The 24,707-nt window shown below is 55.1% G+C and carries 19 protein-coding genes; 4 read left to right on the top strand and 15 right to left on the bottom strand.

Annotated elements, in window-relative coordinates:
• Positions 1–23: 23 nt before the first annotated feature.
• The 5 genes from J8X26_RS21295 to J8X26_RS21275 form a co-directional block, all read right to left on the bottom strand.
• Positions 24–734, bottom strand: coding sequence for a helix-turn-helix transcriptional regulator (locus J8X26_RS21295; RefSeq protein WP_208951873.1), 711 nt, complete (start codon positions 732–734; stop codon positions 24–26).
• Entirely contained in the window at positions 731–1,123 is a 393-nt protein-coding gene (locus J8X26_RS21290) for an amino acid-binding protein (protein ID WP_152323907.1), read from the bottom strand. The genes J8X26_RS21295 and J8X26_RS21290 overlap by 4 nt, the downstream gene beginning before the upstream one ends.
• A complete protein-coding gene (locus J8X26_RS21285; protein ID WP_152323908.1) occupies positions 1,116–1,439 on the bottom strand; it encodes an antibiotic biosynthesis monooxygenase in 324 nt (107 codons plus the stop codon). Before J8X26_RS21285 ends, J8X26_RS21290 begins: the two co-directional genes overlap by 8 nt.
• A gap of 179 nt (positions 1,440–1,618) precedes the next feature.
• Positions 1,619–2,137, bottom strand: coding sequence for a hypothetical protein (locus J8X26_RS21280; protein ID WP_229893226.1), 519 nt, complete (start codon positions 2,135–2,137; stop codon positions 1,619–1,621).
• A 180-nt stretch (positions 2,138–2,317) separates the two neighbouring features.
• Positions 2,318–10,861 (bottom strand): GH36-type glycosyl hydrolase domain-containing protein, encoded by an 8,544-nt coding sequence (locus J8X26_RS21275; protein WP_374101298.1) that lies wholly within the window; start codon positions 10,859–10,861, stop codon positions 2,318–2,320.
• 308 nt (positions 10,862–11,169) lie between these two features.
• Here J8X26_RS21275 and J8X26_RS21270 point away from each other — a divergent pair, with 308 nt between their 5' ends.
• Positions 11,170–12,375 carry an MFS transporter gene (locus J8X26_RS21270; protein WP_208951872.1) on the top strand — a complete coding sequence of 402 codons (1,206 nt, stop codon included), beginning with the start codon at positions 11,170–11,172 and terminating at the stop codon, positions 12,373–12,375.
• A gap of 85 nt (positions 12,376–12,460) precedes the next feature.
• Here J8X26_RS21270 and J8X26_RS21265 read toward each other — a convergent pair whose 3' ends face one another.
• Positions 12,461–13,897 carry a glycoside hydrolase family 1 protein gene (locus J8X26_RS21265; RefSeq protein ID WP_208951871.1) on the bottom strand — a complete coding sequence of 479 codons (1,437 nt, stop codon included), beginning with the start codon at positions 13,895–13,897 and terminating at the stop codon, positions 12,461–12,463.
• Positions 13,898–13,916: 19 nt separating this feature from the next.
• Positions 13,917–14,846 carry a nucleoside recognition domain-containing protein gene (locus tag J8X26_RS21260; protein ID WP_152323912.1) on the bottom strand — a complete coding sequence of 310 codons (930 nt, stop codon included), beginning with the start codon at positions 14,844–14,846 and terminating at the stop codon, positions 13,917–13,919.
• 179 nt (positions 14,847–15,025) lie between these two features.
• Between J8X26_RS21260 and J8X26_RS21255 the strand changes: the two genes are divergently transcribed.
• Positions 15,026–15,430, top strand: a complete 405-nt coding sequence (locus J8X26_RS21255) for a GFA family protein (protein ID WP_152323913.1) — start codon at positions 15,026–15,028, stop codon at positions 15,428–15,430.
• A 271-nt stretch (positions 15,431–15,701) separates the two neighbouring features.
• The gene (locus J8X26_RS21250; RefSeq protein WP_307803488.1) at positions 15,702–16,733 is read left to right on the top strand and encodes a methyltransferase; all 1,032 of its coding nucleotides are present in this window, start codon (positions 15,702–15,704) and stop codon (positions 16,731–16,733) included.
• Positions 16,734–16,835: 102 nt separating this feature from the next.
• Here J8X26_RS21250 and J8X26_RS21245 read toward each other — a convergent pair whose 3' ends face one another.
• Positions 16,836–17,210, bottom strand: a complete 375-nt coding sequence (locus J8X26_RS21245; RefSeq protein WP_152323914.1) for a YebG family protein — start codon at positions 17,208–17,210, stop codon at positions 16,836–16,838.
• Positions 17,211–17,370: 160 nt separating this feature from the next.
• Here J8X26_RS21245 and J8X26_RS21240 point away from each other — a divergent pair, with 160 nt between their 5' ends.
• A complete protein-coding gene (locus J8X26_RS21240) occupies positions 17,371–17,847 on the top strand; it encodes a GNAT family N-acetyltransferase (protein ID WP_152323915.1) in 477 nt (158 codons plus the stop codon).
• A gap of 8 nt (positions 17,848–17,855) precedes the next feature.
• Here J8X26_RS21240 and J8X26_RS21235 read toward each other — a convergent pair whose 3' ends face one another.
• The 7 genes from J8X26_RS21235 to J8X26_RS21210 all read right to left on the bottom strand — a co-directional run bounded on the left by J8X26_RS21235 (position 17,856) and on the right by J8X26_RS21210 (position 24,630).
• Entirely contained in the window at positions 17,856–18,338 is a 483-nt protein-coding gene (locus J8X26_RS21235) for a DUF1003 domain-containing protein (protein ID WP_152323916.1), read from the bottom strand.
• A gap of 147 nt (positions 18,339–18,485) precedes the next feature.
• Positions 18,486–20,111: an alpha,alpha-trehalase gene (locus J8X26_RS21230; RefSeq protein WP_208951870.1), complete on the bottom strand. Its 1,626-nt coding sequence runs from the start codon at positions 20,109–20,111 to the stop codon at positions 18,486–18,488.
• A 72-nt stretch (positions 20,112–20,183) separates the two neighbouring features.
• Positions 20,184–21,590, bottom strand: coding sequence for an alpha,alpha-trehalose-phosphate synthase (otsA, locus tag J8X26_RS21225; protein ID WP_208951869.1), 1,407 nt, complete (start codon positions 21,588–21,590; stop codon positions 20,184–20,186).
• Complete coding sequence (gene otsB / locus J8X26_RS21220) at positions 21,587–22,372, bottom strand: trehalose-phosphatase (protein ID WP_374101299.1); 786 nt, start codon at positions 22,370–22,372, stop codon at positions 21,587–21,589. The genes otsA and otsB overlap by 4 nt, the downstream gene beginning before the upstream one ends.
• Before the next feature lie 206 nt (positions 22,373–22,578).
• Complete coding sequence (locus J8X26_RS27925; RefSeq protein WP_280118841.1) at positions 22,579–22,701, bottom strand: hypothetical protein; 123 nt, start codon at positions 22,699–22,701, stop codon at positions 22,579–22,581.
• A 93-nt stretch (positions 22,702–22,794) separates the two neighbouring features.
• Positions 22,795–22,932 (bottom strand): DUF2493 domain-containing protein, encoded by a 138-nt coding sequence (locus tag J8X26_RS27730; protein WP_244370759.1) that lies wholly within the window; start codon positions 22,930–22,932, stop codon positions 22,795–22,797.
• A gap of 30 nt (positions 22,933–22,962) precedes the next feature.
• On the bottom strand, positions 22,963–24,630 hold the full coding sequence (locus tag J8X26_RS21210; RefSeq protein ID WP_208951867.1) for a Na/Pi cotransporter family protein: 1,668 nt from the start codon (positions 24,628–24,630) through the stop codon (positions 22,963–22,965).
• Between the last annotated feature and the right edge of the window lie 77 nt (positions 24,631–24,707).

The following is a 24,707-nucleotide window of genomic DNA, read 5'->3' as shown; positions in this document are numbered from 1 at the left end:
CCCGAGGAATGCGCCTGAATCCATTACTTCACATCAATCTGGAAAATGCGTAAAAACGCCCTTTTCCCTTCTTCAGTAAACGTGACTTCGCGATAGCCCGGCGTTCTGTTCAGCCACCCTTTTCGCTCAAAAGCGGCCAGTAAAGCGGCGCCGGAATCGCCCCCGAGATGGAAACGTCGCTCGCTCCAGTCAAGACACGCGCAGCTGCTTTTGCGCCGGGTGTTCGGGTTCAGAATGGCGCCTAAATCTTCAAAATGCTGCTTTCCGGCGGGCGTCAGCGCATTACCGTCAGGTTCCAGCCAGCCTTCGTTACTCATGAATTCGTAAATCCCGACCGCGATTTTTCCTGCCAGATGGTCATAGCAGGTTCGCGCGACGCGCAAATGTACCGGCGTTTTGGGCTGCGGCGATTTCATGGATTTCATGGAAATCCCCATCAGGGTTTCCAGAAGATGGGCGACATCGCTGCCAGCCAGCCGGTAATAACGGTGTCTTCCCTGCGAAAGGCAGGTAATTAATTCGCTGTTGAGGAGTTTGGTCAGGTGCGCGCTGGCGGTGGACGCCGCAATATTGGCGACCGAACTCAGCTCTGTCGCGGTCCACACGCGGCCATCCATCAGCGCGCAAAGCATGCTGACCCGCGAAGGGTCAGCAATGGCCGAAGCAACCGCGGATAACGACAGTTCAAGCTGCAATCCGTCATCATCCGTTTTACGAACGTTGGGTAAACTCATTCAGTCGGTACGTCCCATTCTGCTGTCACCTGTGTGGCGAGTGTATTGTTATCGGTAAGCAAAATCAGCCGGTTATCGTGATCGCTGTACTGCACCAATATGTTAATCCCGTTCTGCGCGATGACTGCGGCAATGGCACCCAGTTCTCCGGGGCGTTCCTGTTTCAGCTTTCTGATGACCGGCTTTGTGACCTGCCGGACGTCCAGCCCGGCTGCCGCCAGCACCGTGCGGGCCAGCTCGCCCTCTTCAACCAGAAAATGCGCATGGCTTTCATCGCCTGCCGTAAACACACCGCCGCCTTCAAGCCCTACACCATTTTTGCCGAGGACAGAACCGAGGCGCGCCAGCTCACCGGGCGCATTGCGGAGAATAACGTGAATATCATACATGCGAATAACCTCCTTTTTCAGATGAATAGTCCCTGAGAACCTCAACAACGCGGATCCGGTAAAAAGAGAAAATAGTGTTCCGTCCCTCGGATTGTGCAGCCTGATGTTTAAGATTCTTTTTCCACGCCAGCACCGACGCTTCATTTTCCCACCATGACAGCGACAAAATTTTTCCCGGTGTACTCAGGCTCTGAAAACGTTCAATAGAAATAAAACCCGCAACGTCGTCCAGCAAAGGTTTTAGCTCTGCGGCCAGCTCAAAGTAGCGGTCCCGTTGTTCAGGAAAGGCGTCAGCCTCGAAAAGTACAGCGATCATAAAATGCTCCGGTATGAATGTCTTAGGAGCTCACTATAAGACGCAAAAATGGGTGACACTTCGGTGGCGGACGAAATGTTGATGTTCGTATCCACCCCACTTTTCAGGATAAAAGCTGACGGGTAAAGTACATGTCCTGTTTGCCTCTGTGACGGAAAACGATCCGCTGTAATTTACCGCTACCTGAAACTCCACTGCACGCTGACCACAAACACGGAAGGAATGATGATCCCGGTTTCTACGCCGAAATAGCTGGTGAAGTTGTACTGGATGGCATGGTAGATGTACGGTGAAAATCCGATGCCGGTGACTTTTTTGAAATCCTCATAGGAACCGTCATCGCCGCAGTGTTTGAAAGCGTCGAAAAAGAACTCGCCGGTATAACCGTAGACGCCTTTAAACACCCAGTTGGAATCTCCCTGGATCCAGTCCCGGCGCAGCCCAAGCGCAATACAGCGGTCGCCGAAGCTGTTGTTCATGGTACCGACCAGTGCGCTGTATTTGGAGTCTTCAGAGAATTTACGTTCTACCGACATGAATTTATTATCGAAAAACTCGTTGTATTGCCCGTAGTTACCGGTCAGGTGGTAAACAAAAGAACCGGTATTGAAGGAATATAAATTAATTTCATCGGCATGGAGACCCACGGCGACAAGGAGTAAGAAGAAACACAGAACCCGGCTTGAATTTTTTATCATTTAGATAATCTCTTTGATTATAAAGACATAATTTTATCTAAAAAATTTAAATCATTGATATGAGCGTGATCAGGCCCGTAAAAATTATTCTAAGACAGGATTTGTGTTTGTACAAAAAAGCCCCGCTAAATCCGGCAACAAGGCGGTGCCTGTTGCCGGACATTTATTCAGACCGCAGATTTATTCGTTTTTAGCCCCCCTTCCCAGTTCAACGTCAACGTGATGATCCTGCCCGTCATCGGTGAGCGGGATCTCATCATTCGCCAGCAAGTTGCCGTCCAGCGTCACGCGATATTCTTCCGTACTTTTGCGCACGGTAATCAGATAACGGCTGCTGCCTTGCTGGTATGCGATGCTGATTTCCGGCCAGTTTTCCGGAAGCTGGCTGTGAATGGAAATGGTGTCGCCTTTGCGCGTGATCCCCAGCAATGATTCGGTGATCAGGCGGTACGTCCACCCGGCGGAACCGGTATACCAGCTCCAGCCACCGCGTCCGCTGTGCGGCGCGACCGAATAGATATCAGCGGAAATCACGTAAGGCTCGGCTTTGTACCGGCCAACCGCCTCTGCGGTCAGGCTGTGATTGATCGGGTTGATCATCGCCATCAGTTCCCAGGCACGCTCAATATTGCCCTGTTTCGCAAAGGCCATGACTGCCCAGATAGCGCCGTGCGTGTACTGGCCTCCGTTCTCGCGGACACCCGGCAGATAGCCGCGAATATAACCGGGGTTCGGGCCGTTGCCGTCGAAAGGCGGCGTCAGCAGTTTGATTAAACCGGCGTCATTGTCAACCAGGTATTTATCTACTGACTGCATGGCGCTGGCGGTGCGGTCAGGTGTTCCCGCACCGGAAAGCACCGACCAGCTTTGGGCGATGGCGTCGATCTGACATTCGTTATTCAGATGCGAACCCAGCGTTTGTCCGTCGTCAAAATAGCCGCGCAAATACCAGTCGCCGTCCCAGGCGTGATCGTTGAGATTTTGTCTGAGCCGCGCAGAGTGTTCACGGCAAAGCGTGGCGACCTCTGCGTCCTGACGCTCTTCCGCCAGCGCGCCATAACGTTGCAGAACGTCATAGAGGAAGAAGCCCAGCCAGACACTTTCGCCGCGTCCGCCCAGCCCGACCAGATTCATGCCGTCATTCCAGTCGCCTGCGCCCATCAGCGGCAGGCCGTGGTCACCCAGCTTCAGCCCGTATTTCAGCGCGCGGACGCCGTGCGCCCACAGGGTTTCCTGCGTGTTGCTGACCAAAGGTTGTTCATAGAAAGATTCCTCGCCGGGAGCCAGCAGACGCGATTCGAGGTATGGCACGATTTCTTTTGCCACCGCGCCATCACCGGTCACGGCAATATAATGACTGATTGCCAGCGGCAGCCACAGATAATCGTCCGAGCAGCGCGTGCGGACGCCATTGCCGGTCGGTGGATGCCACCAGTGCTGGACGTCGCCTTCAATAAACTGCCGCGAGGCGCACAGCAGGATCTGCTCGCGCATACGTTGTGGCGCGGCATGCGTCAGCGCCAGCGTATCCTGCAACTGATCGCGGAAACCAAACGCGCCGCCGGACTGATAATACCCGCTGCGCGCCAGTATACGGCTGGCGAGGGTCTGATAAATCAGCCAGCCGTTAGTCAGTAAATCGACGGATTTATCCGGCGTGGTGATCTGAATTTTATCCAGCACCTGATGCCAGTGATGATGAACGCGATCCAGCTCAGCCTGTGCTGCGCCTTCCTGGAAGAACTGATGGATCAGCGCTTCGGCGTCTCCGGCGTTTTGCCCCAGACCCAGCGCAAAAGTAAAGGTGCGCTGATCGCCGTCAATCAGCGTGGTCGCTGACTGTACCGCGCCGCAAGGATCAAGCATTGCGCCGGTTTTATCCGACAGGCGCTGCGTCTTCATTGCTGCGGGTGATGCGGCGGAACCTGTTCTTCCGAGGAATTCACGGCGGTCGCCGCTCACGGAACAATGTGCGCCGGTCACGGCAAAAAAGGCCGTGCGCGGTGAGCCGTTGCTGGTGTAATGATTGGTCGCCAGCACGCCGCAGCCCTGCACAACGTGTGCCGCCGAGGTGACAATATGCATGGCTGATTTCACCCGCAGATCGGCCATCACCCACTCGACGTAACCGGTCACCGAAAGCCTGCGCGGCCTGCCGGAAACGTTGGTCAGCGTAAGCATGATCAGTTTGACCGGTGCGTGCTCAGCGACCAGCACCGTCATTTCGCTGCTGATCCCCCGTTCGGTATGCTCGAAAACGCTGTAACCAAAACCGTGTCGCGTCACGTAGCCGCCGGGTCCTCGCACGGGCAATGGTGCCGGAGACCATACGCTGCCGGTCTCTTCATCGCGCAGATAAAACGCTTCGCCGGAACTGTCGCTGACCGGGTCGTTTTCCCACGGTGTCAGGCGGTATTCATGGGCATTTTCATACCAGGTATAAGCCTGACCACTTTCTGAAATCACCGAGCCAAATTCCGCATTCGCAAGCACGTTCGACCATGGCGCAGGGGTATTTGCTCCGTCGTTGAGGACTATCTGATACTCACGCCCGTCCGGCGAGAATCCGCCATGTCCGTTGAAATAACTGAGGTCACGTGGAGGAGCCGTGACCGGCTGATTGTCGTTTAGCGTGCGTACCGGCAGTAAAGCGGGCAGTGAAACATGCGGTGGCTGCATGCGCTGATTCAGCTGATCTGCCAGCGCCCCGCGGCGGTCGTCGATCACCACGCGGGCGACGCTCATCAGCAGTGTGCGGTCGTCCTGCGTCATCTGTTCGCCATTACGGACAAAAATGCCGCCCGGAATATCGGTCTGGCTGGAACCCGCGCCGGACGCCACCAGGCTGAGGATCTGGTTTTGCAACGCCTGCTGGTAGCCGCCGGAATCATTACACAGAATCACCAGATCGACTTTCAGCCCTTTCAACCGCCAGTAATGGTGCGCACGGATCAGCAACGTCACCAGCCCGATATTTTCATTGCTGGTCATTGTCAGCAGAACCACCGGCAAATCGCCGGAAAGCGATTGCCCCCACAGGCCGGATTGCCCGCGACGGTTAGCGCTGACCGCCTGCGCATCGCCGCGCATTTCCTGACTGGCGAACAGAATGGCACCGGCCAGCCGGTTAAACAGCCCTGCGTCTTCCTCGGTGGCATTCAGCTGACGCAGCACCACCTGACTGTGCGACCAGGTGATTTCAAATACCCGATCAGCAATATGATGATCGCGGTATTTTTCCAGCAACGCCAGACTTTGCAGGCGGGTGTCGGCAATCCCGTAAACCATATCGATGATGACCGGTACACCGGGTTTCAGGCGGATGCGCTGACGGATTGCCATCACCGGATCCAGCACCGCTCCGGCGCTGTTACTGAGTGCCCCGGCACGGCGTAATGCCTGCGGATTGGAGGCCGTATTGCCGCGCCCGATAAACTGCGCGCGGTCAGTTTCAAATGACGTTTCCCGCTCGACGGAACCGTGGATCGCCATCATGTGGAACATCCACGGGCACTGTTCTTCCGGCTCGCGCGGGCGGCGATGGCACAGAATCCCTTCCTGCGCGGGCATCAGTTCAGTCTGCACAAACAGATTGCTGAATGCCGGATGCGCCGCGTCATTAGCCGCTGGTGCCAGTACGACTTCGGCATAAGTGGTAATTTCCAGCTCACGGGCATGGCGGCCATGATGCGTGACCGTCATCCGGCGGATTTCGACATCATCTTCCGGTGAAACCACGATATGCGTCTGCATTGTCAGCGAACCGTGAGTGCGGCGGAACTCGGCACCGGCATCGGTCAGTACGGCGTGATACGTGCCCTTTTGTTTGCCGAGCGGCTGCCATGTATTGCTGGTGACCGTGCCGGATTCCGGATCACTCAGATAACAGAATATCCCCCGGTCATCGCGCGTCGCATCTTCCCGCCAGCGGGTCAGCGTCAGGTCTTTCCAGCGGCTGACGCTGCCGCCCGCCTGCGTCACCATCAGATGATAATTCGTATTGGAAAGCAGCTGAACTTCCGGCGCCGGGCTGTCGGCGTTGCTGAATTCGCGCAGCTCGATATTTACTTTTTGCAGCGTGCTGTCGTGGGATTCGAAATGACGGCGCGGGCTGTAAAGCTCCACGGCGTCCGGTACGCGTTCCTGCAAAAGCAGGCGCGCAGACTGGAATGCCGCATTCGCCGCAAAGCGCGCGTTCATGGGCGCATCGAGCAGCACATTCGCCAGCGCCAGAAAACCCATGCCCTGATGGTGAGCCATGTACGAGCGCACCACGATGTAAATCTGCCCGCGGATCAGGCGAGACGGCGTGTAGTCGAGCGCGTCATAAAAACCGTATTCGCCGCGTGCGCCGCGATTTTCCAGCTCAGCCAGATTGAGGCAGGCTTCCTGTGGCCGGATCATCAGCGCCATCAGCGTGGCGTAAGGCGCGACGACCATGTCTTCGGCGAGCCCGCGTTTCAGCCCGAGGCCGGGCACGCCAAACGCGTGATACTGATAATTCTGGTTGAGATCAAACGCGGCATACGCGGACTCCGAAATCCCCCACGGAACCTTGTTCTCTCTGCCCCAGGCAATTTGCCGGTCAACCGCGGTCTGGCACATCTGCACCAGCAGCGTGTCCGGATACGCAGGCATGACCAGCTGCGGCATCAGGTATTCAAACATCGAGCCGCTCCACGACATCAGCGACGGTTGCTTGTCGATCACCGTGAATAACCGGCCCAGCGCGAACCAGCTTTTTTGCGGCAACTGATTGGTGGCAATGGTGACGTAATTGGTGAGGCGGATTTCCGACGGCAGCAGATCGTATTTCCCGCTGTCCATTTTATGCGCGTCGCAGTTATAGCCGACGGTCAGCAGATGAGTGTTTTTGTCGTAGAGGAACTGGAAATCCATGCGCGCATGGTCGTTCAGGCGTTTCTCCAGCTCACGGATGATGTCAAGCCGCTGACGCGCCAGCCCGATCGCGCGGGATAAATCCGGCTGCGTTCGTGCATCCTGTTGCGCCAGCCATTGCAATGAAGGCAGGACGCCGCTTTGCACTTCCGGCGAAAACGCACCATAAAACTCAGTCCACTCTTCCAGACCGGCGTCAATTTGTGCGGCCAGACGTTGCAGCCAGACGCCATCTGCAGGCGTGATCAGCGCGTGCATTTCCCGCAAAGGATCCAGCGCCTGCACGTTTGCCGCAGTATGCGGCATCAGCTGGCGGAGTTTGTTCAGCACCGGCATTGGCGTCTGCTTTTCGGCCATTTGCAAGGTATCTTCCAGCCCGGTCAGCCATCGTCCGATATCCATCGCAGGCTGCGTGCGCCACAACCGTAAACCGGTGCTGAGCGTCAGTAAATGCCCGGCCAGATTGCCGCTGTCCACGCTCGAAATGTAGCGCGGATTCAGCGGTTCAAGCGTGCGCGTGTCGTACCAGTTATACAGATGACCGCGATAATGCTCGAGTTTGTCGAGCGTATCCAGCGTCAGGCTGGTGCGTTCCAGCACCTCTTTTTGCGTGAGGTAGCCGAAATCCCACGCGGTAATATTGGCCAGCAAAGAAAGGCCGATATTGGTGGGTGACGTGCGGTGTGCAATGGTGGGCTGCGGGATTTCCTGGAAGTTATCCGGCGGCAGCCAGTTTTCAGTTTCCGTGACGAAATCTTCGAAGAAAGCCCAGGTCTGGCGCGCAGTCTGGCGCAGGAAAGCGTGTTGCAGAACATTGAGATCCGGCATATCACGTTTTGCAGGCTGACTGAGCCAGCACAGAATGCGCGGCGCCAGAAACCACAGAATGCCCAGCGGAAGTGCGAATGCCAGCAGCGGCAGATGGGAATACGCCGCCACTAAAATTACCGCCACACCGGCCAGCGGGTTGGCCCACATCCGGCGATAAAAATATTCCGGAGAATGCGCCCGGCTTTGTGCGCCAATACTCACGCTCGCCCATTCGTGCAGTTTGCGATGGCTGACGTTCAGCCGCCACAGCGTCAGCAAAATTGCCTGTACGGAGTAAACCGCTTCATGCGGCAAAGTCATCAGGTGCAGAAAAATACGCGAGACCCGGCTGACGGTGGCAGAAAATACGCTTTTCAGATGCGGGATCAGCGCGCGTCGCGGGCCTTTATTGAACAAATCCAGCACCAGCGCAACCCCTGCGGGGAACAGCAACATAAAGCTGATAAAGCCGAACCAGTAAAGCTTGTTGGGCACCAGAATCAGCGTGCTGAAAATGAGGATTAATAAGGCGGGCGCGACCAGACTCCGGCGCAGGTTATCAAACAGTTTCCAGCGTGAAAGCAGGGTCAGCGGATTGCGGGCGCGCTGGCCGTCTTCCTGGGTCACCCGTAAACCCAGCCAGTTCAGAAGCTGCCAGTCACCGCGGATCCAGCGGGTTTTGCGCGCCACATCCGCCAGATAATGGTCAGGATATTGCTCGTATAACACCACATCGCTGAGCATCCCTGAGCGGGCGTAACAGCCTTCCAGTAAATCATGGCTGAGCACCAGATTTTCCGGGCAGGTATTTTCCGTGGCCTGAATAAAGACATCCACGTCGTAAATGCCTTTCCCGACAAATGAGCCTTCGCCGAATAAATCCTGATAGATATCGGACGACATGGACGAGTACGGATCGTTTCCAGGCACGCTGCTGCATAACGCGGCGTAACGTCCCTGCCCGTTTTCCGGGATTTCTTCCGCCAGCCGTGGCTGGAGAATGGCGTAACCGGAAACCACCCGCTGAAGCTTTTCGTTGTACACCGGATGATTCAGCGGATGCGCCATCGCAGCCACCAGCTGATGCGCCGTCGCGCGCGGCAGAACCGTATCGCTGTCGAGCGTAATCACGTATTTAACCTGCCGCAAATGTTCCTGCGTGCTGCCTTCAATCAGCGAGAACGGCTGGCCCTCATCGCGCAGCCAGCGGTTCAGCGCGTTCAGTTTACCGCGCTTACGCTCATACCCCATCCACACGCCCTGCGCCGTATTCAGTTCACTGTCGCGATGCAACAGCGAAAACCGTGCGCCCTGCGTGGCGGGATAACGGCGGTTCAGGGACTGGATCTGGCGGGTGGCGTAAATCAGCAGCGCGTCATTTTCAGGATTATCGCGTTGAGTGCTGTCATGGAAATCACTCAGCAGCGCGAAATTCAGGTGCGCGAGCATGTTGCCGATGTAACACACCTCGAGGCTGTTAATCAGCGCATCAATATTTTTCTGGCTGCCCAGCAGACAGGGAATGACCACCAGCGTACTGGCGTTTTCAGGAATACCCCCGGCGAATTCCAGACGCGGCAACGGTTGCGGCGTGCGGCTACGGGTGGTGATTTCACTGAGAAGATTAAGCGCAAACTGGCTGGCGACCAGCACCACAGGAATCAGCAGCGCCCACCAAAGCCAGTGCAGCGCCGGATGTGCTGAGCGGTAAAGCGCATCGGCGGTAACGGCCGTGGTCAGCAGCAACAGACTGCCGAGCCACGAAAGCAGCGGCGTCTGGCTCAGTCTGGCGCGTATACGGGTGATCAGGGAAGAACGGGCGTTGAGATCTTTCTCTAACGTTTTTCTCCCGGCATCAATCAGATAGTAGCCGACGTGTTGTTGCTGATAAGAAACCGTTGCCTCGCGGGCCAGAGCTACGGCGCGGGCGGCGACAAAGGCTTCGTCATGACGGGAATTGCGTGAGAGACGTTCAATCTGATGGCGGTAATTATCGCGGGTATCAAAATGCATCAGCGGATAAATCCCGGCCGGGTCGCCGTGCAACGTCTGCTCCACCACGCTGAGATTTTCGGCAAAATCAGCCCAGTCCATTTCGGTCAGCTGGCGTAAACCCATAATGCTGTTGCTGACAGAAAGCTGATTAGCGGCCAGCTGCTGGTTAAATTTGTCGATCACTTCACGTTGCGTCAGCCCGACTTCGCTAAGGCGTTGTTCCACCCAGGTCAGCGGCAGCGCCAGCATCGAGCCATGCCCTTGTAAGCGACGCACCAGTTCGGCGACAAACGCGCTGGTGCGCGGCGGATTGGTGCGCGCCATATCGGCGATAATAATGATCTGACCGGACGGATCGTTTTCAGCGCTGTCTTGCAATTTATTGACCCAGTAATCGGCCAGATTGCGTTCCTGCTGGGCATTCGCCACTTCAATGCTGACGCGGCGCAGATTCTCAATCAGCGCCAGCCGCAGCATGCCGGGAAATGCCCACAGCTCGCCGAGCGTCAGCGGTTTGACGCTCTGATAGGTGGTAAAAAATCGGGTGAGCGTGGTGACATCCAGAAGCCCGTCACTGTGGCTGACGACTTCCGTGGCGATGTCATATATACGCGGGCAGAAATGTGGAGCGCCGAGCGACGGCAGGCCTTTGCCGAAGTTTTTCGGCAGCAACTGACGTACCAGGCGGATTTGTTCTTCAATCAGATAAAAGTTATCGAGCAGCCATTCACCGGCCGGCGTGATGCTCGCTTTCTCTCCGTTGCTTAAAATCAGACAACTTCGGGTCAGGACTTTTTCATTATCATCGAGGCGTTTAAGCAGGTAATACGGGAGTTTTTTACCGGAGAGCTTGTGCGAGAGCGCCAGTTTCCCGCCGTAGCGTTCCATCTGATCTGCCGAGAAAAGCTCCGTGCGGATCGGCACCGGTTGCTCCAGCGCGCTGGCCCGGTGACGCCGCGTGATTGAAATAACAGGCGGTGCGCGTTTGCTTTTGAACCAGTTAATGACAGTCTTTTTCACATCTTCATACCATACGCGGACCCGAGAAGGCAGTTGCCTGAGCTGCGATTAGAGTTCACATAAAAAGGAGAGAGGGTAAAGGTCAGGGAGGCAGAACGGGTTTATCACCCGCAGCGGGCAATACTTTTCATACTAGTCTTTTTAGTGGTAGTCAGTGGGTTTATTTTCCAGATCACAACATATTTACAGAGCGGACATCTCTGTGTAATATCGCCGCCAGACATCAGGGTGCCCGCCCTTTTGCGTAAGCGTTAACGTCAACCAACGCACTTTCTGCAGGATAATCCTGCTCATTGTGCGGTGTATTTATGACTCAGCCTCAGACGTCGTCGGCGCGTCCTTCGTCAATTGCCAATTCTGCTTTTTTCCTGTTTCTTATCCTTCTCACGGCAGCGAATTTACGTTCCCCGATCACCGCAACCGGTCCGGTTCTGGCAGATATTTGCGCGATGTTTGGACTGAGTGCTTCAGCCGCCGGGCTGCTCAATTTTATCCCTTTGATCCTGTTTGCGGCTATTGCGCCGCTGGCTTCCTGGTGCGGAAATAAAACCGGACTGGAGAAAAGTTTATGGGTCGCGGTTTGCCTCATCACGCTGGGCTCTGTGGTGCGCGTGATGCCGTATGCCAGCGGATTGTGGGCCGGCACCGTGATCCTCAGCACCGGGATTGCTGCGGCAAACGTGCTGCTTCCGCCGTTAATTAAGCGCGATTTTAAACACCATACGACCAAATATATTGGCCTGTATGCCTCAACCATGGCGATTACTGCCAGTCTTGCCTCCGGCATGGCGGCTCCTTTGCAGCACATCAGTGGTTTTGGCTGGAGACTGTCGCTCGGCATCTGGATTGTCCCTGCCCTTATCGCCACCGTCGCGTGGCTGCCGCTGTTGAAAAATACGCAACCGCGTGAATTATCGCGTCAGCAGGCGGCGCCTGGCCGGTTGAAATCACCGTGGAAATCAATGCTGGGCTGGCAGGTTTCTTTGTTTATGGCGCTTCAGTCGATGGTTTTTTACACCCTGATAGACTGGTTCACGCCTTACGCCAGTTCACACGGCATCAGCCAGGAAAGCGCGGGCTGGATGTTATTTGTCTATCAGGCGGTGGCGATCGTGGCCAATCTGGTCTGCATGTCGGCGCTGAAAAAATACCGGGATCAGCGCGGGATCAGTTTCATCGCCTCACTGGCCATTTTCACCGGATTAGCCGGGCTGCTGATCTTCCCTGCTTTGCCCTTGTTGTGGCTGGTTATTGCCGGTCTTGGCGCTGGCGCTTCCATGGTGATTTGCCTGTCGTTATTTAATCTGCGGGCGACAGACCACCGCCAGGCAGCGGCACTTTCCGGGATGGCGCAATGCGTGGGGTATGGCGTGGCGGCGCTGGGGCCGTTAGTTTTTGGCATGCTGCACGAAGTCAGCCACAGCTGGACGGTGCCTTTGATTGTGCTGACGGCAGTTAACGCGCTACAGCTGGTGATTGCCCCGCTTGCAGGTCGCGCTAAACATATCGGGTAAACGGACGTCACTTTTAAAATTTGTTGTTAAAAAATTCAGGCGGATTTCTCCGCCCGTTTTTTTCGTAATTTGTCACATCATCGTTTTAGCTGATATCTGCGCCGTTGGTGGCGATCACTTTCTGATACCAGTGGAAAGATTTCTTCTTGTAACGGTTGCCGGTGCCGGAGATTTTGTCATCGAGATCGACATAAATCAGGCCGTAGCGTTTGCTCATCTCGCCGGTGGACATACTCACCAGATCGATACAACCCCATGGCGTGTAACCCATCAGATCCACGCCGTCTTCAATGGCTTCTGCCATCGCAGCGATATGCTGGCGCAGGTAGTTGATACGGTAATCATCGGCGATAAAGTGGTTTTCATCCGGCTTATCGACGGCACCTAACCCATTCTCAACAATAAACAGCGGCTTTTCATAGCGGTCGTAAAGCTGGTTCAGCGCGATGCGCAGGCCCACCGGATCGATTTCCCAGCCCCAGTCGCTGGCTTCGAGGAACGGGTTACGCGCGCCACCGAGCAGGTTGCCTTGCGCGGACACCGCCTCGGGATTGGTTTTGTTGATGGTTGAAGACATGTAATAGCTAAAACCAATGTAATCCACCGTGTGCTGTTTAATCAGCGCCAGATCGTCCGGCTGAATGTCCAGCACGACGCCCTGCGATTCCCATAAACGTTTGGCGTAGTACGGATATTTACCGCCCGCCTGCACGTCCGCGCAGTAGAAGTTAAACGCCTGCGTCTCTTTCAGGGTTTCCAGCTGGTTCACCGGATTGCAGTCATAGGCGTAATGGGTGGCGAACAGGATCATGCAGCCGATCTGAATCTGAGCATTCGTTTCGCGGGCAATTTTGACCGCCAGGCTGCTGGCCACGAACTGGTTATGCCATGCCTGGAATTTGGCCTGAGCTTCCAGCGCGCCGGTTTTGACCGTCAGCCCCTGGCTCATGATCGGGAAATGCGCCGCACTGTTGATCTCGTTGAAGGTCATCCAGTATTTCACTTTATGACCAAATCGCGTCAGCACCGTGCGGGCAAAACGCTCGAAGTGGCCGATCAGTTCACGGTTTTTCCAGCCACCGAATTCGGTCGCCAGATGCAGCGGCATTTCGTAGTGGGAAAGGGTAATTACCGGCTCGATACCGTGCGTGATACAGGCGTCAATCACCTTGTCATAGTGCGCCAGACCGGCTTCGTTCGGCTGTTGTTCAATGCCATCTGGATAGATGCGTGTCCAGGCGATAGAGAAGCGGTAACATTTGAAACCCATTTCCGCAAACAGGGCAATATCTTCCTCAAAACGATGATAGTGATTGATGCCCATGTGGTTCGGATAGGTGTATTTTTCGGTATCCAGCGTGAAATCAAATTCTGCTGAAGAAACAATGCGTAACCGGTCTTTACCGCCGGGAATGGCATCAACAATCGACAGCCCTTTGCCGTCCTGATCGTACGCCCCTTCAACCTGATTGGCCGCTGTCGCGCCGCCCCACATAAAGCCTTGCGGAAACTTCTCTTTCATAAAAAACTCCCTTGAACAGTCAAAATACCAATGCATGAATAGTGCTGCGAATGAGGATGCCGATGATCGCGCCCGGTAGCGCAAAGCGGAACAGCCGGACGAAGCGGCTGGCGATCCCCAGAAAAATACCGATACCGGGTAAATCGAGCGTCTGGATCAGAAAACCACTGGAAGCATTGACCTGCTGCGGGGAAAAAAGCCCGCGATGAATCAGGTCAGACACCACGCCGTAATAGGCGGTGCCGCCCGCAAGCATTTTGGTCAGCGCGGGCAGAACGTACACGTCTGAAATACTGAAATATCCCAGCACTGGCCCGAGCAGACGGGTCAGAAACTCAATCGCCCCGGCTTCTTTTAAAATACCGACGACGGTCAGCGAGAGGATCAGCATCGGCACAGAACCCAGCGCCAGACGGATTGCATCCGAGCCCGCGCCGTTAATGATGGCGATCAGCCCTTTGCCGGCCTTGTCTTCCAGCGGATTACCTTCACGTTCCGGTGCGGTGGCCGAAAGACGACGGCCAAACAGATAGTAGGTCGCACTGGCTGCGCCGAGTCCACCGACAATAGAAATGATAATCGCCGCGCCCCAGTGCAGGCCGTAAGGAATAAGCGGATAAAACACATTGCCCTGCCCCATGGCAAAAAGCATGGCCAGCGTGGCGGCGAGATGGCGGTCGGACGTCCCTCTCTTTTCCATCAGCGCCAGTGACGCCAGCGGTGCCGCGAAACTCACAAAATTCAGCTGGATCAGGGCAAATACTGCCATACCCGTGACGCCAAAAGGGCGTAAAACCGGCGTCACCAGCCGGACAATCCCGTCGAGAACGCCACGAACTTCCAGGTACTTCATGATGATCAGCATGACCACCATGATTGGGATCAGCGTGTAAAGCGCCACGTTAACTGAGGCTTTCCCCGCCGAGAGAATGATCCCGATAATGTCCATTACCCGCTCCGCAAAAATAAATTGCCAGTAACATAGCGCCAACCTGACGTGTTGTCATGCGGTTGAGCAATGATAAAAAAGCGGCTAACGTAACTGAACGCCTGTCAGCTTCTATGAAAACAGTCAACACGGTAAACCGGCTAACCCGCTCATTTGCCGGACGATCTCAGGAGATTTCCATGTCAGATAAAGTGTCCGCCCAATGTCATTGCGGTTCGGTTGTCTTCAGCGCCGTACTGACTGATGGCTATAACAACGTGCTCCGCTGCAATTGTTCGTTCTGCCGTATGCGCGGGGCGGTCGTCGTCCCGGCTCAGGAAGTGGATGTGATCAAGGGCAAGGACTCGCTTACCGAATACCGGTTCAATACCGGCGAAGCAGCCCATTTCTTCTGCTCAGTTTGCGGGATTTACACCTTCCACCAGCGCCGTTCCAATCCTGAATTCTATGGCGTGAATGTCGCCTGTATCGAAGGCGTATCGCCGTTTGATTTCCCGGTGGTCAGCGTCAGCGACGGCATTAATCATCCAAAAGATGGCGGTAAAGGCGGCGTAGCGGGATATATTCGTTACGAGCCGAAATAAATACGAGACGAAGTAATCTGGCTCTGAAAACTAACAAAAATGGCGTCCCGGTAACGCCATTTTTATTTTATCAAATAAAGTCGCGTCCCGTTTAAATGACAGCGGCCCGTTATCTTTACGGGTTTATCTTTTCTGAATTTACCCTGACATTGTTGTTTCTCTTTTTCTGTCCTAATGTTTTTCCCGAGAATAATTTCTCTCTATGGACAAATAAAATTGCAGCGTTGTTTTGCAAATTTATTCGCATTTCAATTTTGCGTGGAGAATTATTGTGACTAACACAACTGTTGCTATTTCAGAAAGTGATTCAGCGGCTTTGCATTTATTAGAGCAGGCAATGGGATATACCTTTCAGGCGTCACTGCGCGCCGTGGCGGAGTTATGCGTTGCTGATTGTCTGGTCAAAGGCCCTAAAACGCCCGATGTACTGGGCAAAGAACTGGGCGTCAACCCGCGGCAACTCTACCGTGTGATGCGGATGGTGGCGTCTAAGAATATCTTTAAGGAACATGAAAACGGTGAGTTTTCCCTGACGCCTTCCGCCGAATTCTTACGTTCAGACGTCCCCGGTTCCCTGCGTGCGGCAGTATTAATGCTGACGCATGAAACACTCTGGCTTCCGCTCGGAAATGTTATAGAAAATATTCGCGGCGAATCCGCCTTTAAAAATCGTTACGGTATGAATTTCTACGAGTATTGGGCTCAGGAAAGTGCGCATGACGGTATTAATGATTTTGACCGGGGAATGTCATCCATGTCTTCGATTGAAAATAACTTCATCGTTCGGAGTTATCATTTCCCTGATAAATCAACCGTCGTGGATATTGCCGGTGGCATGGGCGGATTATTATTAAAAGTGTTGCAACATAATCCGACGCTGCACGGTATTTTATTCGATCAGCCGCAGGTCTTGCCTAAAAACCGTCTCAGCGAGCTGGGCGATGATTCCCGCTGGGAATTGCATCCCGGCAGTTTCTTTGAATCCTGCCCGACGGCGGATTTTTATATGTTGAAATACATCACGATGGACTGGCCGGAAGAACAGGCGCGCAAAATACTACGCACCTGCCGCAATGCCATGCACGCCGGTTCGAAGCTGCTTATCATGGAACCGGTCATTCCGCGCGGAAACGCCTGGCACGGCGGCAAGGAAGTCGATCTGCTTTTGCTGGCAAGTTTTGATGGCGGGCAAACGCGTTCCGAAGATGAAATCAAAGCATTGCTGGCGGATGCCGATCTCAAACTGAACCGCATTATTGATACAGGTTGCTACGTCTCGATTGTTGAAGCGGAAATTCGCTGATTTCTGGCGGGAAAACGTTGCGCAAATGCAGTGATAAAGGGGCACGCGGGATATTGCCAGTGCGTGCCCTTTCTGTTTCCGTCGCTCTTTATGGCAAAATAGTCAGGCGGCTTTCACTGCGCGGGCTTTTTTCGGTGCAGGTGCTGCTTTTTCTTCCGTTTCTGCATCCGCTTCGACGTGTTCCACGGCTACAGGCTCTGCGGTTTCTTCAGTGGTCTCGTCAGCAACGACCGCTACGGTTTCCGGTAATTTACTGGTGCGCAGGATATGCTGAACGGCATCTTTTTGCTCAGCGAGGTGCAGCGCGATATTTTCCGCCAGCACTTCGTCAATCTCAAGCCCGCTCTGCGATAACCACTCGGTGAAGGTATCTGCCATATCGAGCATCTTGTCGTAAGCGTCTGCATCTTTTTTATTGGCAAATGTCATTTTCTCTTCACCTTTTCTGACGACAACAAATTTTGTTTCAACAGCCATGACTCGCTCCTTATACTGTAATTATATACAGCATATTAATGATGAGTGCAGGATACAGCATTCAGCCAGCTTTTTACAGCCCGACTGTATGAAATCTCGACCGGCCTGCGCTACATTCGTACGGTGATCATTAAAACAACCGAAACTCGCGGAGAATACAGTGACAGCAACCGACGTATGCCAGTGGACAAAAGGCGCATTCCATATCACCACGGATAAAACCGCGCAGGATATTCCGGCGATCCATCGTTACCTGACCCGCTCAACGTGGGCTGCCGGAATTGACGAGCAAACCGTGCGCGATTCCGTTGAAAACAGTCTCAACTTTGGTCTGTTTGAAGGCGAAAAACAAATCGGTTTCGCCCGCTTTATCACTGATTACGCCACCTTTGCTTACCTGTGCGACGTCTATGTGCTGGAAGACTATCAGGGTAACAACCTCGGCGGCTGGCTGGTCGAATGCTGCCAGTCGCATCCGGTTTCCGCGCGCCTGCGCCGCATGGTGTTGTTCACCACCACCGCGCCCTGGTTGTATGAAAAATTCGGTTACGAACCGGTAAACAGGCCGGATTATGCGTGGGCGATAACCCGGCCTGATATTTATCGAAAGAAAAGTGACTTGAATGAGGAGGTGTAGCGTTTTGTTTACCGGCTGGCCAGCTGCGTTGTCAGGGTTTCAATCCGCTCGGCCAGCTCTTTGGTCAGCGAGGTCAACTGAATGTTCTGCTGGACTAAAACCAGTAACTGGGCGGAATTTTCTTCAGCCACAGTCTGACGTTTTGCCATCGCATCATCCAGATCTTCACGGTGCTGAGCATCCGTCAGCGCGTGTGCCTGGTCGCGTTCGGCCTGACGGGTCTGCGCCAGTAAAATCAGCGGTGCCGCGTAAGCTGCCTGCAAACTGAAGGCCAGATTCAGAAGAATAAACGGATAGGGGTCGAATTTGGACAGCCCGGAGATGTTCAGGTAGATCCAGACTGCCACAATCACTGTCTGCGCGATGAGGAACGTCGGCGTGCCAAAGAACCGGGCGAATGCTTCGGCTTTGAGGGCGAACCATTGTTCACCAAACGTGTGACTGTGGCCTTTCAGCGGGCGATAAAAACGGAATTTTTTGACGGGCTGCATCGTGTTGACTCTCATGTTTCGGTGAAAACGGCTTACGACGGGGCTTAACTCTATCGCTATTTTGCCGCTTCCCAAAGCAGTGAGAGTCCCGGCAGTATTAACATACCTTCAATGAAACGGTTGTTCCTGCACTGGCGCGTCAGACCTTTACTCGTAATTCTCGCCATACAGCCCGATCAGGCGGCGGACAACGCCGTTGGTCCAGCCGAAACCGTCCTGAAGCGGATATTCGCCGCCGCCCCCTTCGCGCGCGGCGCTGCCGGAAATGTGGTATTTCTCAATCAGCTTGTGATGTTTCTGATAAAACTGATTCACCGTTCGCAGCCAGCTGCGGGCGATTTCGTCGCCCAGCGCGTCATTGCCGTACAGCTTGAAGCCCTGGATCGCCATCCATTGCAGCGGTGCCCAGCCGTTCGGTTTGTCCCATTGTTCGCCGGTTTCAAACTCCGTGGCCAGCAAACCGCCGGAAGTCAGCAGCCGTTCGCGTACCACGGCGGCGACCCTTTCGGCCTGTCCGTGCGTCGCGAGCCCGACAAACAGCGGCACCACGCTGGCGGCAGAAAACAGCGCCAGTTGCTGACGATGCCAGTCGTAATCGCGGAAGCATCCGTCTTCGTCATCCCACAGATAGCGGGTAATGGCGTCGCGGCGGATCTCCGCTTTCTGCCGGAACAGCGCCTGCGTCTCCCGGTTGCCTTTCAGGCCGGAGATATTCGAAATTGCGTTTTCCAGTTTGTAGAGGAACGCGTTCAGGTCGACCGGAATGAATTGTGTGGTGCGGATACTCGCCAGTCTGTCCGGATCGCGCAGCCAGCGTGAGGAATAATCCCAGCCGGACGCCGCACCGGCGCGCAGATCACGGTAAACTTCATTAGCCGGGCGGCTGGAATGTTTCGCCGTCTCCACGTCTTCGCGCCACGATTCATCACGCGGCGTATCCCTGTCGTCCCAGTAGCGGTTCAGCAGCGTGCCGTCTGGCAGGCAAACCACGTGACGGTATGCCTGATTGGGCATCAGCGATTCCGCGCCGTCCATCCAGAATTCGTACTCTTTCAGCAGATGTTCCAGATAACGCCGCGCACCGCGCACGCCGTCCTCCTCGAACAGTTCCACCATCAGGGCAAACACCGGCGGCTGTGAGCGGCTGAGATAATACGTCCTGTTGCCGTTGGGAATATGCCCGTACATCTCAATCATCCAGGCGAAGTTGTCTGCCATGGTGCGCAGCAAATCATTGCGGCCGCTTTCTGCCAGCCCCAGCATGGTGAAGTAAGAATCCCAGTAATAGGTTTCGCTGAAACGCCCGCCCGGCACGATATACGCCTGCGGCAGCGGTAACAGCGATGACCACGGCACATGGTCTTCCGGCTGGCGCGTCAGCACCGGCCAGAGTTTATCGATGTGCTCTTTCAGGGAGTCGCCCGGATCGCTGACATATTCATCGCCGTGATGTGCAGGTAACGAAAAGTGCGCATCAACAAAGCGTTGCAGATTAAAACCGGGATGATTTTTTATCCGGCGGTAGCGCAGCAGAATGTCCAGCGGATCCATTTTCGGCGGGCAGTCCGGGAAGGTTTTGCTATCTTCAAACAGGTGCGAAGACTGCACGGCGGTAAACAGTTCCATGTAGCGATCCGCCGGAGTCAAAGCATCAGATGGCGGCAGGCCTTCGATCATTTCCGGTTCCGGTTCGGCATCCATCATCCGGTCCAGGATCAGCTCAATCGGTTCCAGGTCAGGGAATTCGTTAGTCTGTAATTTAGCGTTTTGCATATGCGACAAGCCTCTGCATTGCGTTAAAAATGACACAGCCCTTATTCAGGGCTGTGTTTAGAGAAGTTTTTCTCAGGCGACGGCGTTGTGCGCAACGTCGTGGGGAGAAATGGCCAGCAAATCCTGCAAATAGCTTTCACCCCAGTGCGTAATATCGTTTTTACGCAGTACTTCCATCATGTCGTTGTAGCGTTCACGGCGCTCTTCCAGCGGCATTGTCAGCGCCTTATCGAGCGCGGCGGCCACGTCATCACGGTCATACGGGTTGACAATCAGTGCCGCCGTCAGTTCATTCGCCGCACCGGCAAACTGCGACAACACCAGCACGCCGGGGTCTTGCGGATCTTGCGCCGCGACATACTCTTTCGCCACCAGATTCATGCCGTCGCGCAATGGTGTGACCAGCCCGACGTCGGTCAGGCGGAACAGTTTCATCAGCAAACTGCGCTGGAAATGCTGATTGAGATAGAACAGCGGCGTCTGGTTCAGGCTGCCGTATTTCCCGTTGATGCGTCCGACTTCGGTTTCAAGCTGATGACGCAAATCCTGATACGCCTGCACATCGCCGCGCGACGTCGGTGCTATTTGGGAATACCGCACTTTACCGCGATGCTGAGGGAATTTCTCCAGCAGTGCCTCGAACGCCAGAAAACGCTCCGGCAGCCCCTTGGTGTAATCCAGACGTTCGCAGGAAATAATGTTTTTCGCCTCGCGCAGCTCGCGTTCCATGGCGGCCATTTTCGGCGGCAGCGGCCCTTCCGCCATTTTGCGGATGCTGTCCGGCGCAATGCTGATCGGATAAACCCCGGTCTGGAAGGTGTTGCCGAACGCCTGATGCAGACAGGTATCGGACGGCTGCATAGTCGTCAGTTCGCCGAGATTATCCAGAAACGCCTGGCGGTCGCCTTCGGTCTGGAAGCCCAGCAAATCGAAATGCGACATCATCTCCAGCAGTTCGTTATGCGTCGGCACGGCATTAAAAATTTCGGGTGTAGGGAACGGAATATGCAGGAAAAAGCCGATGCGGTTTTTTACGCCAAGTTTGCGCAGCGCGGCGGCAAAAGGAAGCAAATGGTAGTCATGGATCCACAGAATATCGTCGGGTTTTATCAGTGGCTGCAATCTTCTCGCCAGCAGATCATTGACGCGGCAGTAGCCTTCCCAGGCTTCACGCTGGAAATCCACCAGGTCGATGCGGTAATGAAGCGCTGGCCAGAGTACGGCATTCGAAAACTGGCAGTAATACAGATCATAATCGTTTTGATTGAGCGGAACCGAGGCGTAGGTGATGCCGTCCTCTTCCACCAGACTGAGATCATCTTCCTCTTCGCCGGAGATTTCACTGATTTCTCCGTTCCAGCCAAACCACAGCCCGGACGTGTTTTTCAGCGCATCCATAATACCGACGGCAAGCCCACCCGCGGATTTCGACCCGTCAGGAATAGCAATACGGTTAGATACGACAACCAGGCGGCTCATAGTGTTGTCTCCTTATTATTAGTGATGGTTAAGTGACGTTGTAACGCTTCCAGCCACTGATACACATCGCTGACGCGTCCCAGACGGTAGCGTGCATGGCTGGAACCCTCTCCGACTTTCACGGAAATACCCTTCATGGCATTGACGACCTGGAAGCCCTTTTCATCGGTCAGGTCATCGCCAACAAACACCGGAATACGCCCGGCGAACGGCACCTGCTGCATAAACGTCGTGATTGCGGAGCCTTTATCGTTGCCGCGCGGCTTAATTTCCGCCACGCATTTTCCGCGCTGAAGCATCAGGTCGGGATACGCAGCGACTGCCGATTCGGCCAGTTGCAGAACCTGCTGCTGAAAAGCCGGTGCCTGACGATAATGCAGGGCAAACGCCATGCCTTTGGCTTCAAGAAGCGTTCCCGGCATTTCGGCCATTCCCTTTTCAAGCTGCTTTTGCAAGGCAAGCGCCACATCCTCAGGCAACGTCACGCGGTGCAGATTCCCTGCGGCGTCGCGCAGTTCGGCGCCATGCACGCCCGCAGCCGGTAACCGGAGCGGCGCGGAAAGCTGGTCAAGCTGTTCAACCGGACGCCCGGAGATCAGCGCCAGTGCGCCTGAAGTGGCCGCAGCCAGCGTTTTCAGGTTATCGCGAACGGAAGCGGGAATGGAGACGTCGTCCGGCTCGGCGCAGATTTCGGCGAGCGTGCCGTCAACATCAAAAAAGAAAGCATATTTCCCGCCACTGAGGGCGGGGATCGGGGGCGTCTCTGTGGTGGTATCCTTCAGTTCTGTGGTCAATTTTATTCTCCTGTATACGTAGCCGGTTGCGCTGAATCGTTGTCACTGTTAACAGAAACAGCGCGGCGCAACCTCTCTACAATTGAATAAATATAACCTCTTATAAAGCATTTGCCGGGACTATCAGAATAATCCAGAAACCGGTTTCCCGAAAATTGGGAAAAAATTGCGCTCCTGCTCCGGTGTTTTAGTCGTTACAGATACTGTTCAATTTCAATCACTTTAATTCCTTTGCTTTTCGCCAGCCCGATGCAATCGGCGGTATCCTCTCCGCCAGAAAATGCCAGCATAATATCCGGGCGGCTGTCTTCTAACATGAAAATATTCCGGCGGATTTCTGCATATTTACCATGAGCCGCCCAGTTGGCGGGATAGCGCACGATATGAACGCCCGCATCCCGCGCCCAGCGCTAGATTGCGCCGCCGGAGGACTGATGCCCGCCGTGGATCAGTACATGGATATTTTGCGATTGCGAATATAAATCCAGCACCCGCGTTAGTGTACTGATACCCGCATAAAACCGGCCTGAACAAATAAGCACTCTCATGAAATTTTCCTGTTGTTTTTATTATGGGATTTACACGTCTGCGTTATTTTCAACCCTGGCCCGTAATTCATCTCCGCGCCGGTCAATAACCGGATAAGCCACGGCGGCAATATGATGATGTACGCGCCGGTAATCGCGTAAAACACGCTGGAAAATATCGCCGGATTCCGCCCACGCATTTTTATCATCGCGCAGCTTTTTAAAATGCTCACGGCTGGCGGTGGCTTCAATCTGGCGAATCACTTCTTTTCGTGCCACCAGCTGATGCGCGGCGTCGTGGTCTTCGCCCAGAAATGCGGTCACGGCCAGACGCTGGCTGGTGAGGATTTCCGTATGCAGCAGCGCAATATTGTTGCGCTCAAACTCACTGAACGTCTCGCCTCGCCGCGTCCTGCGGGCAGCCAGTTCCGCCAGGCTGCTGGAGAGAATGTCACCCGCATGTTCGACGTTAATTACAAACATCAAAATTTCCTGAGCACGGTCGGCATCGGCGTCGCTCAGCCCGTCGTGCGCCAGATCGGCCAGATACGCCCGGATCGCCGCACTCAGCATATCCAGAGAGTGATCCAGCTGACGAATTTCCGTGCGGCTGCCCTTCTCCGGGGTCTGAAACAGCACCTGCAACCGGTCGAGCATTATGTTGAGCATGTCGGCTGCGCGCAGGGATTCACGCACGGAATTGGATAAACCGATGTACGCGATATCCAGCCCGGTTTCATCGAGGTACACGGGCATACCCGGATCACCGGCACGCGCCTCTTCCGGGAAAAGCCGCTCAAGCAGGCGGGCGACCGGCGCGGTCAGGCCGATAAATACCAGCGCCAGCACGGCGCTGAACGCGGTATGAAACCACACCACCAGCTGCGGCAGGGTCAGCGCTAAGTGGTCTGCAAGGCGCGCCAGCAGAGGCATTAGGGCCAGTGCTGCCACGCAACCGGCGCAGCGGATCAGCAGATTGCCCACGGGCAGACGGCGGGCGACGGCTTTGCCGGCATTCAGCACCGGCGGCAGCGCACCACCGATGTTCGCGCCGAGCACCAACACCATGGCGGTTACCGGCGTCATGACGCCCGTCGCTGCCAGAGAGGCGATCAGCAAAATCACCGCCACGCTTGAATGGCAAACCAGCGTGAGGATCACCGACACGGACAGCGCGATCAGCGTATCGCCCTGTAGCCCGGACATCACGGCGCGGAATACCGGCGTGGATTCGATGTGTCCGAGCGTTGCGCCCAGCAGGTTCAGCGCCAGCAGCATCAGCCCGAGGCCAATCATCGCGCAACCGGCGCTTTCAAAGCCGGTATGGTCGCGCATTTTAAAGACGATAAATCCGCTCAGCATCAGTAACGGCACCGCGATCGCGGTGTTGAAACTCATCAGCTGAACCACCAGCGTCGAACCGACGTTGGCTCCGAGCATCACGGCCAGCGCAGGCGCGAGGCTCAGCGTTCCGGCGGCGGTAAACGAAGTGGCCATCAGGCTGACCGCGGTGCTGCTTTGCAACAGGCAGGTAATGCCCGCGCCGGACAGCAACGCCATCCCGCGATGTTTAAGATGACGCCCCATCCAGTGGCGTAACGGTGTCCCGAATCCGCGTTGCAGCGCGGAGGAAATCATGTGGGAACCCCACAGCAGCAGGGCAATAGCGCCTGCCAGGTTGATCAGTAAGGTGGTGCCAGATTGGGTTGTTGCAAACATAATCGCTCCCCTTTTTCAGGGTTGTCATTGTGAAGCGTGGTGCTATTTTCAGTCTTAAAACGGTGCCGCAAAACGCT

Origin of the sequence: Rahnella sp. ChDrAdgB13 (assembly GCF_017655185.1) — a bacterium.
GTDB classification, from domain to species: domain Bacteria; phylum Pseudomonadota; class Gammaproteobacteria; order Enterobacterales; family Enterobacteriaceae; genus Rahnella; species Rahnella contaminans.
This window is presented reverse-complemented; position numbering and strand designations above follow the sequence as displayed.